The organism is Mycolicibacterium arcueilense, from assembly GCF_058536225.1.
The window spans coordinates 19,849-29,754 of the sequence record NZ_JBZTYL010000013.1 but is presented as its reverse complement, the minus strand read 5'-3'; the positions used below and the strand labels follow the sequence as shown (position 1 = coordinate 29,754).

Sequence of the window (9,906 nt, the reverse complement as noted above, 5' to 3'; positions counted from 1 at the left end):
ATCCTCGGGAAGGTGCGCCCACTTTCAGGCCGCCTCCTCGGGCCTCATCCACAGGTATTGATCATTGCTCCGCACTGGATCACGCGGTGGCGTTGCGCTCACCGGTCGCGACGATTGTCCACTCCGACAGGGGTAGTCAATTTCGGTCGCGAAAGTTTGTCCAGGCCCTGTCGCACAACGGGTTACACGGCTCGATGGGTCGCGTCGGCGCGTGCGGCGACAACGCCGCCATGGAGTCGTTCTTCGCCCTTCTCCAACGCAACGTGCTCGACCGGCAACGCTGGTCTACCCGAGCCGAACTGCGCCTGGCGATCGTGACTTGGATCGAGCGGACCTACCACCGGCGGCGCCGGCAACGAGCACTCGGCAGGCTCACCCCGATAGAGTTCGAACTGCTCCACACACCAGTCGCAACCGCGGCCTGAAATTCACACCCCGCGAGTCAACTGAACCCGGGGCAGTCCCCAAGCGCACACCGGCAAACGAGATGGCGATGATCATGGCCTCCTCAGGTTGATTGGTTCGAAACGCGTGGGAGATACCGCCTTGCCCGACAGCTGGCAGTCCGTCACAACCGGACGTGGGCCAGGCCGCCGAGGTCGCCGACGAATACGACGGAATCGAATATGGCGGGTTACCAGTAGATGAGCGCCTACTGCTTCTGATAAGTCATCGGATGGCCGGATCGAATATGGCGGTCTACCCGTGAAGAACGTCCCGCTCCGAGCAGCAGCCACGTTCCCCATTTGGACTGCCGCCCAACCGTTTCCAGCCGTGAAGGAGATGCTGTCGCAGCAAGTCTGAGCAACTATAGAACGAGCTCGTCGTCGAGTATGAGTGCTTACGTTCGCGCCGTAGGCTCACGGCATGTACAACGTGACTCTGGCCAGCACCGCCGCAACGGCTGCGCTGACGGCGACGGTGGCGCTGGCGGCCTATTCAGCGCTGATCCTCGCCTGCATCGCGGTGGCGATCGACGGCGCCCGTCGACACCGACGACGCCGGGCCATCGCCGCCTCAGTGATGGTTGGGGTGCTGACCCTGGGCGGGCTGATTATGGCGATTGTCAGCAGCATCGCATGAACCCAACGCGGAGCGCGAACACCGGCGTCGGCAACTCCCGGTAAATTGCCATCGACGACCCTGCTCCTTGATACGCCGAGGGCAGTCAGCAAGCAGGGAACGGTACCAGATTCAGTCCGGCCGCCGCTAGCGAGCTGGCCCGCAGCCCGCACCTCTCCCCTGCCACACTCCACTTGCCAACTCCGATGAGCAGCGCCAGCATCAGTGGTGAGGTGGCGTAGGCCTCGTCACCGCGGATGCGCATCGGGGTGACGTCGCCAACGCTGGGATAGTCGGCGGTCACGAGGCCCACGGCGTGGGTATCAACACGACTCCGCGGATCGCCGCGACGACAATCCGCGTCATTGGTGTTCGACTTTCCGTGTGATCTGCCGGGCGATCTGGATGCCTTGATCATCGACGTGGTGCATACACGCACTGACATCGACCACCACGTTGTTCTCGGCAGTCAACGCTCGCTGGCAGGACCAGCCGCGGGTGCTTTCCTCTTCCACCCGAGTGATCGTGAGAATCCCGTCAGTGTCGGTGGCTTGGCTCAGTGACCAATAGTGGGCGTTGGGATCACCAGCATCGTGGAGGTCGACGCGCCGATCGTCACATTTGGCCCATTCGGTCACCTGGCTCTCGTAGAACGCGTGGGCGGCCAAGCCGTCAGGGAACGTCACCACCGACTGGTAGGCGATGTGGTCGGGATCGTCGTGGCGGTCGAGGAGCCGCTGGCTGCGTACTGCGGTCCAGCCGCTGCCTTGGTAGTTGTATCTCTGCGCCCCGGCCCAGACCAGGCAGCCATCAGCCAGCGGCTCGTTTGTGTACATCGAACCACTGGATTCAACGACGCTCATACGGGCACCCACGATGGAGCTGATTTCGCTGGCGCCGAGCAGTAGACCGATCAGCGCTCGGGTGGGTACCGGTTGGGGTGCCTGCCCCAGTGTCGGAGCCGCTTCTACTGTCCCGTTGGTGGTCACGGTGCACGCCGCTGTCAGCGCGCACAGTGCCAGGACAGCCAGGTCCCGGATCATTCCCCTCATTCGCCCTGCAGCCATGATCCCCCTTCCCTAGCCTCAGAATGCACGCAGCGATCCGACGGCCACGATCGCGAGTGCCAGCAGCACCAGGAAGAAGGTTGTCTCCTTGGCTATCCCGTATCGAACCCGGCACATGATCGCCAAGACGACGCTCACGACGATCCAGCCGAGTCCGACGTACCCGAAGCCTTGTCCGACGTGCATGGCGAATCCTTCTCGCCCGGAGGTCATGTCGAGAAGTCCGTACTCGTTGCGCACCGGCCGGTTGCCATAGGCAAAGCGTTGGCAGAGGTGCGCCATGACTGAAAAGCTGATGCTGATCCACACGGCGCCGTCAGCGATCCACCACGCAACACGTCGCACCGCCGCGGGCTGATAGTCCATCACTGAAACTTCGCTATTACCCACGAGGTACGGGATCGACGGCCGTCTGAACCAACGCCCCCCGAGTGCTGCCACCGGATTCGCAAGGTAGGACATCGACAGCCACGTTGTAGCCGGCGGAGGGGGCGTGCTCGCAACCCCAATCAGTCCGGTCCTCGGAGTACGCGGGCACAGTGAGTACTCCAACAGTCATGTCGAGCTTTCCTCCCCAGCGGTTCGTGGCCGGCGTCCGCCCTCACAGCCTAAGCGCTTCTGAAGAACCTGCCGCGCACCAGTTTCCAGCGGAGAGGCAACTATGAGATCGGACTCGCCTAAGACTGATCCAACAGCCTGACCTGTGCACTCTCAACTGCAGGTACTGGGCAGGGCGTGGCGTGGATCGCGATCATCTGCAGGGCCACCAGTCATACGCGGCATGCGACACTCGTTATTACGTTCTTCCCCAACACATTTCCCCGCTGTCACCGGTTTCTCGTGTTTCGCCCCAGCAGGTCGTGTTCGAGGAAGTCTCGGAAGACTTTCGCGAGATTCATCGCGATTGGGTCGGAGTAATCACCGAGTCGGTTTCCGAGTTGAAAGGCCTCATTGATGACGGCTCGCCGTGGCAGTTCAGCACGGACCTCGTCGCCAAATTCCGTCTGTACCCGTTCCCTGATCGACTGGTCGATGCCGTTTCTACGGTCGAAACCGGATAAAACCACACCACACCACCTGAGTGGATGTGTTCGTTGGATGCGCTCAACTCTGTCACGAGCCTCGCGGGCTTTGCGTACCGCATCAAGGGTCGGAGTGATCGGCGCGTACGCAACATCACCTAGATGCATTGCCAGGGCTTCCAGAGAGCCAGTGCGGCCGCCGGTGTCGATCAAAACAATGTCATAACGGCCGAAGATGCCGGCCTCATCAAAGATGGCCCGCAACAATCCGGTGTCCGATACGCCGAAACCCGCAACACGGCCTAAGGAAGCACCTGCAGGCAGCAAATCGATGCCGGGCCATCTAGTTTCAATGATCTCCTCATCGATTCGCTTCGCGCCTTTGTCGGGATTCCCCCAAAAACTGATATCGGCAGCCTCAAGCACTGACCCCAAGCCGGTCGAATGCTGCGACACTCCAAAGTGGTTAGACAGGTTTCGCTCTGGGTCTGCGTCGACCAACAACGTGGAGATCCCGGCCCGCGAGGCCTCCCCCGCCAGCATCATCTGCCATAGCGTTTTCGCTGTTCCGCCTTTACCCGAAAGCACCAGCACCGAAACAGCTACCAATGTGAGCCTCTTATCCCTTCGTCACCCGATGCAAGCGGACATCACGGCGGGCTGATCGGAGCCTTGATCCTATGTGGTGAACAAAACACGACCATTTCCTCCCGGCTTCTGGCGAGAATCCCCTGGCCAGGTCCATGCCTACTTCGCGCGCACAAAGCCAGGGAAGTCGTTGGTGTGGCGGCCTGACCACTCCAAGCGGCCCCGACTACTCGGGATACACCATCTGGGTGGACACTATGACGTGGCCCTTTCCGCAACAGTATTCAAAGTCGAACTTGGCGTCTCCGATGTCGATCACGGTTACTACGCCGATCACACGCTGACGGTGGCCCGCCATCCCAGTGAGACCGATGAGCGGATGGTGGTGCGGTTGTTGGCGTTTGGGCTGCGCGCACACCGACTCAGCGACGTCGACGGTGAGTTGGCGTTCGGGGCGGGTCTGTCCACCCCTGGCGTACCGGACTTGCGTCTCGCCGACTACACCGGCCGGATCTTGGAGTGGATCAACGTCGGCCAGCCCGACGAACGCGTGTTGGGCAAGGCCGCCAGTCAGGCCGACCAGGTGCTGCTGTTCCCGTTCGCCGCTGGCGTGGCGACCTGGTGGCGCACCGTCGGCCCCAAAGTGGCGGGGCTGGCGAATCTGTCGGTGGTGCAGATACCGCACGCACCGGTCCAGCAACTGGCCCAGACTGTCGATCGACGAGTCTCGGCGCAGGTGATGGTGATCGAAGGTCAGGTGACGATGACCGTGGGCGGAGTCGACGTCACCTTCACGCCCGAGCCCTTGCAGTGACCGCCTGAGCCCGAGCTGCTGGTCGCTGGCGTTGGCGCCCACCCTCTAATGGTCCGGGTGAGTAACCGTGCGTAGGTCCAGCTGAGGTATCCCGGAAAAGTCAGTTGGGTTGCACGTGTACAACGGCACACCATGCGCGACGGCGCTGGCCGCAATGAGCGCGTCATAGGCCCGCGCGGCGGGTTTGCGGCCCGAAGTACGCAACGCTGCAGCGACACCCCCAAATGCCCGCGCACTCTCGGCGTCGAACGGAAGGACCTCGAAATCCGCCTCTGCCTGCTGCAGGTGCTGCTGCCGCGCACTACGTTCCGCATCCGTCTGCGCCACATGCGGCCCGACGGACAGCTCAGCGAGGGTTACCGCACTGATCACGGATTCGTTTGGCAGCTCGTCCGGATCCGCCAGGCGGCCGAGCAGAATCACCGTGGACGTGTCGAGCATGCCTCGTGACTGGTCGGCCGGCCCTGTCACAACGCTGTGTCCATCACGCTGTCCACATCTGAACGCAACGTCTCCACGTCCACGCGCGGCAGGTTTCGGCGACGGCGAATCAGTTCAGTCGGACTGACACTACGACGCGGTAGCGGGCTCAGCTCGGCCACCGCCGTGCCATCACGCGTCACCACGATCCGCTCACCCCGTTCCACCCTGCGCAGCACTTCCCCACCGTGGTTGCGTAGGTCGCGAACTGTCACTACCTCGGTCATGCAGCAAGCGTATCACCGGTGAGACACACCTGCGGAGGTCATTGCAAACCCGTTCGACACGTTGGCCATATGGCCGCGTTGCCATGGTTACGGGTCCAGAATTTCTCGCTCCCGCAGTACCTCCGCCCAGCGCCCAACAGCCGTGCTGATGTTGCGGTCGAAGATCGACCAACGGCTTTGATGCCCGAAGCAGTTATGCAACGTCGTGACATATTCCGTCAGTGTGTCGATGTCGTCGATTGCGGCGAGGTATCGGCAGGTCTTGTCGTATTCGATGAGCAAGTTGTTCTCGACTGCATATCGCACTAACTGCTCAGTAGTGCTTATCCGTTCCATCTCAGCCAGAGTCAAGTCGAAACCGTCGCAGAGAGCTGCGGCGAACTGCCGCATGTCGGTGCCATGCGCGAACCGCACCTCGTATGGTAAATCAGGTACCAAATGTTCCCAACGATGTTGCAGTAGTGAACCTTTGAGCGGATGCCCCGCTCGCTCGTATCCGGGGCACGCGGCATCGATCTCAGCCGATCCGATGCCCACGTTGACGAAGAATCCATGCCACGACATGGTCCCGTTGTGCCGGTCGCCCTGGAAGTTGATCACGTCATAGAGCGGTCCCCGTTTCCGCTCGAAGCTGGGACCGGACACGTCGAATCCACGCGACCGCAGGAAGGGTCCGACGTCGGCGCAAACCATCGCTTCGTAAGCCCGTCGCAATGATCCGACGGCCATCCCCTCGCCCATGCCCCAAGGCTAGGTCGTCGGCACAGACCCTCCGCGCACCAATCTAGAGCCGCGTTGCGCTACACGCCGCCGCGGCGCAGCATCCGACCCTGTGCGGTCTTGAAGTCAATCTTCTTGCCGCGCAACCAGGTACTCGTCACGACACCGGCGAGTGCACGCCCGTCATAGGGGCTGATCGGGTTCTTGTGGTGCAGCTTGTGCACGTCGACGACCTGCGCAGACTCAGGCTCGAAGATCGCGAAGTCGGCGTCGTAGCCGAGCGCGATCTTGCCCTTGTTGTTCAGTCCGGCGAGCGCGGCGGGTTTGGCCGCCATCCACTCGATCACCTGCGTGAGCTTTATCCCCCGACGCTTGGCCTCGGTCCAGATCAACGACAGGCCGAGCTGCAGCGACGCGACCCCGCCCCACGCAACGCCGAAGTCGCCGTTCTCGACGTCCTTGAGGTCGACCGTCGACGGTGAGTGGTCAGACACGATGCAGTCGATTGTGCCGTCGAGCAGGCCCTGCCACAGTAGTTCGCGATTCGACGCCTCACGGATCGGCGGACAGCACTTGAATGCCGTTGCACCGTTGGGGATCTCCTCGGCGAGAAGCGTCAGATAGTGCGGGCACGTCTCGACAGAGATCTTGACGCCGTCGCGCTTCGCGGTCGCGAGCATCGGCAATGCGTCCGACGACGACAGGTGCAGAATATGCGCGCGGGCACCGGTCCATCGAGCACGCTCGATGACCTCGGCGATCGCGACATTCTCGGCACCGCGCGGTCGCGACGCCAGGAAGCGTTCGTACCGGTCCCCCTCGGCCGTCGGGGCATGGTCGATGGCGCGGGAGTCCTCGGCGTGCACGATCATCATGGAGTCGAAGTCGGCCAGCACGGCCATGTCCTTCTCCATCTCGTCCGCATCGAGATGCGGGAACTCGTCGACGCCGGAGTGCAGCAGGAAGCATTTGAAGCCGAACACGCCTTCGTCGTGCAGACCCCGCAGATCGTCGGTGTTGCCGGGAATCGCGCCGCCCCAGAAACCGACGTCGATGTGCGTCTTGCCCGATGCCGCCGCACGCTTGGCGTTGAGTGCTTCGACGTTGACCGTCGGCGGGATCGAGTTGAGCGGCATGTCGATCAGCGTGGTCACACCGCCGGCGGCGGCTGCGCGGGTAGCGGAGTCGAACCCCTCCCACTCGGTGCGGCCCGGCTCGTTGACGTGCACGTGCGTGTCGACCAAGCCGGGGATCATGACCTGCTCGTCGGTGAGTTCGACGATCTCCGCGCCGGTGAGGCCACTCCCCAACGGCTCGATCGCGACGACGCGACCGTCGCGGATACCGATCTCGCGGGCGACGATTCCCGCCGTCGTCAGCGTGCGTCGGCCGCGGACCACCAGGTCGAATTCCGGGTGGTTCGGCGTCTCGGGCGCGTTGGCGGTCATCGGCAGCTCTCCATGGCTAGCAGCATAATTCCTCATCGTGGAAATGACACTCCACCCTTCGGGCAACTCTAAGTGTGAGCGCTGACACAGTCAATCGCGCCAAAAGCTTGACAGTGGGTGCCCAGATGCGACTTACTTACTAAATTCGTGGAATATTACTTCCACATAATGGAATGTATGCGCCGGCGTTGAGCGTCGTCGCACCGACCGTGACAGGCGTATCCATGACCACAGAGTCCACCGGGCTCATCGGCGACTCCAGTCGTACCGATGCGACCCCGTTCGCCGACGTGAGCCCGCTTTTGTACAACGCCGATCTCGCGCCCACCAAGCGCGAAGGTCGACGGTGGGGCGCGTACAACATCTTCACGTTGTGGGCGAACGACGTACACAGCCTGGGGAACTACTCATTCGCCATCGGCCTGTTCGCGCTAGGCCTGGGCGGGTGGCAGATCCTGCTGGTGCTCGGACTCGGCGGCGCCTTCCTCTTCCTTCTGCTCAGCCTGTCCGGGTTCATGGGAGAGAAGACCGGCGTGCCGTTCCCGGTGATGAGCCGCATCTCGTTCGGCATCCGCGGCGCGCAGATCCCCGCCGTCGTCCGCGGGGCGGTCGCGATCGCATGGTTCGGTATCCAGACCTACCTCGCGTCGGTGGTGCTGCGCATCTTGATCGTCGCGCTCGCACCGTCGGCTGCGACCCTCGACTCGAACAGCTTCTTGGGGTTGTCGACACTCGGCTGGATCGCGTTCCTGGGCTTGTGGGTGATCCAGGTGGTCATCGTCAGCTACGGCATGGAGATGATCCGCAAGTACGAGGCAGTCGCCGGTCCGGTCATTCTGATCACGATGGTCGCACTCGCGGTCTGGATGCTCAGCAGCGCCGACTGGACCATCGCGTGGACCACGCCCGACTCGCTGACCGGCGTCGACATGTGGCTGAAGATCGTCGGCGGCGCCAGCCTGTGGGTCGCCATCTACGGCACGTTCGTCCTCAACTTCTGCGACTTCACCCGTAACGCGACGTCGAAGCGGGCCATCGTGAAAGGCAACTTCTGGGGCATCCCCCTGAACATGCTGGTGTTCGGCAGCATCGTCGTCACCCTGGCCGGCGCTCAGTTCCGCATCGACGGACGCATCATCGAATCGCCCGCCGACATCGTCAAGGAAGTGCCGAACACCCTACTGCTGGTGCTCGCGGGACTCGCGCTGCTGATCCTGACCATCGCCGTGAATCTGATGGCGAACTTCGTCGCCCCGATCTATGCGCTCAACAACCTGTTCCCGAAGCACCTCAACTTCCGTCGCGCAGCACTCATCTCGGCCGTCATCGGCCTGGTGATCCTGCCCTGGAACCTGTACAACTCCCCCGCCGTCATCAACTACTTCCTCGGTGGCCTCGGCGCCATCCTCGGACCGCTGTTCGGCATCATCATGGCCGACTACTGGCTGGTGCGTCGTTCCAAGATCAACGTTCCCGCCCTGTTCTCGACCGATGCGCTGGGTGAATACCACTACGCGAAGGGCATCAACGTGCGTGCCGTGGTCGCCCTCGTCATCACGGCGGTCGTGGCACTCCTGCTCGCTTTCGTTCCCGCGTTCAGGGTTGTCTCGGAGTTCTCCTGGTTCATCGGCGCAGGGCTCGGCGCGATCGTGTACCTGGCGGTCGCAGACCGCCGAGGACCGTTCCACGACATCTCCGGCGAGCCTATCGCCGTGGCGAGCACGCACTAGACAGGAACCGCCATGAGAATCCTCGTAGCCAACGTCAACACGACGGCCTCGATGACCGATGCGATCGCCGAGTCGGCGCGCGGGGTCGCATCGCCTGGCACTGAGATCGTGGGTATCACACCGCGTTTCGGCGCGGACTCGTGTGAAGGGAACTTCGAGAGCTATCTCGCGGCCATCGCGGTCATGGACGCGATCACGTCGTACCCCGAGCCGTTCGACGCGGTGATTCAGGCCGGCTACGGCGAGCACGGTCGGGAAGGTCTGCAGGAGTTGCTCGACGTCCCGGTGGTCGACATCACCGAGGCGGCCGCGTCGACGGCGATGTATCTGGGCCACAAGTACTCGGTCGTCACCACGCTCGACCGCACCGTCCCGCTGATCGAGGACCGTCTCAAGCTCGCGGGACTCGACGCACGATGCGCCTCGGTGCGGGCGTCGGGCCTCGGTGTGCTCGAACTCGAATCAGATCCCGAGCGGGCGGTCGAGGCGATCGTCCGCCAGTCTCGAGAGGCTGTCGAGAACGATCACGCTGAGGTGATCTGTCTCGGCTGTGGTGGTATGGCCGAGCTCGAAGCGAAGGTACGGGCCGCGACCGGCGTCCCGATTGTCGACGGAGTCCGCGCGGCGGTCACGATCGCCGAAGGGCTGGTTCGGATGGGTCTGTCCACGTCGAAGGTGCGGACCTATGCGACTCCCCGCAAGAAGACGGTCATCGGCTGGCCATTCCAGTTGTAGGCCAGCCGATCTC

Annotated in this window: 12 protein-coding genes and 1 pseudogene; 5 read left to right on the top strand and 8 right to left on the bottom strand. The window is 62.9% G+C overall.

The window, feature by feature from the left end:
- Positions 1–68 precede the first annotated feature (68 nt).
- Positions 69–425, top strand: a pseudogene (locus AC4LGL_RS18590) (integrase core domain-containing protein); the annotation flags it as partial.
- A gap of 442 nt (positions 426–867) precedes the next feature.
- A complete protein-coding gene (locus AC4LGL_RS18585) occupies positions 868–1,083 on the top strand; it encodes a hypothetical protein (RefSeq protein ID WP_491840068.1) in 216 nt (71 codons plus the stop codon).
- An 85-nt stretch (positions 1,084–1,168) separates the two neighbouring features.
- On the opposite strand, the gene AC4LGL_RS18580 is transcribed toward AC4LGL_RS18585, so the two are convergent.
- The 4 genes from AC4LGL_RS18580 to AC4LGL_RS18565 form a co-directional block, all read right to left on the bottom strand.
- A complete protein-coding gene (locus tag AC4LGL_RS18580) occupies positions 1,169–1,375 on the bottom strand; it encodes a hypothetical protein (RefSeq protein ID WP_491840067.1) in 207 nt (68 codons plus the stop codon).
- Between the two features lie 49 nt (positions 1,376–1,424).
- Positions 1,425–2,129 (bottom strand): sensor domain-containing protein, encoded by a 705-nt coding sequence (locus AC4LGL_RS18575; RefSeq protein ID WP_491840066.1) that lies wholly within the window; start codon positions 2,127–2,129, stop codon positions 1,425–1,427.
- Between the two features lie 18 nt (positions 2,130–2,147).
- Positions 2,148–2,495 (bottom strand): hypothetical protein, encoded by a 348-nt coding sequence (locus AC4LGL_RS18570; protein WP_491840065.1) that lies wholly within the window; start codon positions 2,493–2,495, stop codon positions 2,148–2,150.
- 461 nt (positions 2,496–2,956) lie between these two features.
- Positions 2,957–3,745: a ParA family protein gene (locus tag AC4LGL_RS18565; RefSeq protein WP_491840064.1), complete on the bottom strand. Its 789-nt coding sequence runs from the start codon at positions 3,743–3,745 to the stop codon at positions 2,957–2,959.
- Positions 3,746–4,001: 256 nt separating this feature from the next.
- On the opposite strand from AC4LGL_RS18565, the gene AC4LGL_RS18560 reads away from it, so the two are divergent.
- Positions 4,002–4,553: a YaeQ family protein gene (locus AC4LGL_RS18560; RefSeq protein ID WP_491840063.1), complete on the top strand. Its 552-nt coding sequence runs from the start codon at positions 4,002–4,004 to the stop codon at positions 4,551–4,553.
- 45 nt (positions 4,554–4,598) lie between these two features.
- Here the strand turns inward: AC4LGL_RS18560 and AC4LGL_RS18555 are convergent, their stop codons facing one another.
- From AC4LGL_RS18555 to allB, 4 genes are all read right to left on the bottom strand, one after another.
- Positions 4,599–5,024 (bottom strand): type II toxin-antitoxin system VapC family toxin, encoded by a 426-nt coding sequence (locus AC4LGL_RS18555; protein WP_491840062.1) that lies wholly within the window; start codon positions 5,022–5,024, stop codon positions 4,599–4,601.
- Positions 5,021–5,260 (bottom strand): type II toxin-antitoxin system Phd/YefM family antitoxin, encoded by a 240-nt coding sequence (locus tag AC4LGL_RS18550; protein ID WP_491840061.1) that lies wholly within the window; start codon positions 5,258–5,260, stop codon positions 5,021–5,023. The genes AC4LGL_RS18555 and AC4LGL_RS18550 overlap by 4 nt, the downstream gene beginning before the upstream one ends.
- Positions 5,261–5,347: 87 nt before the next feature.
- Positions 5,348–6,001: a DUF4304 domain-containing protein gene (locus AC4LGL_RS18545; protein ID WP_491840060.1), complete on the bottom strand. Its 654-nt coding sequence runs from the start codon at positions 5,999–6,001 to the stop codon at positions 5,348–5,350.
- 59 nt (positions 6,002–6,060) lie between these two features.
- Positions 6,061–7,428, bottom strand: coding sequence for an allantoinase AllB (gene allB / locus AC4LGL_RS18540; RefSeq protein ID WP_491840059.1), 1,368 nt, complete (start codon positions 7,426–7,428; stop codon positions 6,061–6,063).
- A 224-nt stretch (positions 7,429–7,652) separates the two neighbouring features.
- Here allB and AC4LGL_RS18535 point away from each other — a divergent pair, with 224 nt between their 5' ends.
- Positions 7,653–9,158: an NCS1 family nucleobase:cation symporter-1 gene (locus AC4LGL_RS18535; RefSeq protein WP_491840058.1), complete on the top strand. Its 1,506-nt coding sequence runs from the start codon at positions 7,653–7,655 to the stop codon at positions 9,156–9,158.
- A gap of 12 nt (positions 9,159–9,170) precedes the next feature.
- The gene (locus tag AC4LGL_RS18530) at positions 9,171–9,893 is read left to right on the top strand and encodes an aspartate/glutamate racemase family protein (protein WP_491840057.1); all 723 of its coding nucleotides are present in this window, start codon (positions 9,171–9,173) and stop codon (positions 9,891–9,893) included.
- Positions 9,894–9,906 lie beyond the last annotated feature (13 nt).

What these genes read in the sequence shown, in the direction of transcription:
- AC4LGL_RS18585 (WP_491840068.1), top strand. Translation starts at nt 868, where the DNA reads ATGTACAACGTGACTCTGGCCAGCACCGCCGCAACGGCTGCGCTGACG.
- AC4LGL_RS18575 (WP_491840066.1), bottom strand. Translation starts at nt 2,129, where the DNA reads ATGGCTGCAGGGCGAATGAGGGGAATGATCCGGGACCTGGCTGTCCTG.
- AC4LGL_RS18570 (WP_491840065.1), bottom strand. Translation starts at nt 2,495, where the DNA reads ATGGACTATCAGCCCGCGGCGGTGCGACGTGTTGCGTGGTGGATCGCT.
- AC4LGL_RS18550 (WP_491840061.1), bottom strand. Translation starts at nt 5,260, where the DNA reads ATGACCGAGGTAGTGACAGTTCGCGACCTACGCAACCACGGTGGGGAA.
- AC4LGL_RS18545 (WP_491840060.1), bottom strand. Translation starts at nt 6,001, where the DNA reads ATGGGCGAGGGGATGGCCGTCGGATCATTGCGACGGGCTTACGAAGCG.
- allB (WP_491840059.1), bottom strand. Translation starts at nt 7,428, where the DNA reads ATGACCGCCAACGCGCCCGAGACGCCGAACCACCCGGAATTCGACCTG.
- AC4LGL_RS18535 (WP_491840058.1), top strand. Translation starts at nt 7,653, where the DNA reads ATGACCACAGAGTCCACCGGGCTCATCGGCGACTCCAGTCGTACCGAT.
- AC4LGL_RS18530 (WP_491840057.1), top strand. Translation starts at nt 9,171, where the DNA reads ATGAGAATCCTCGTAGCCAACGTCAACACGACGGCCTCGATGACCGAT.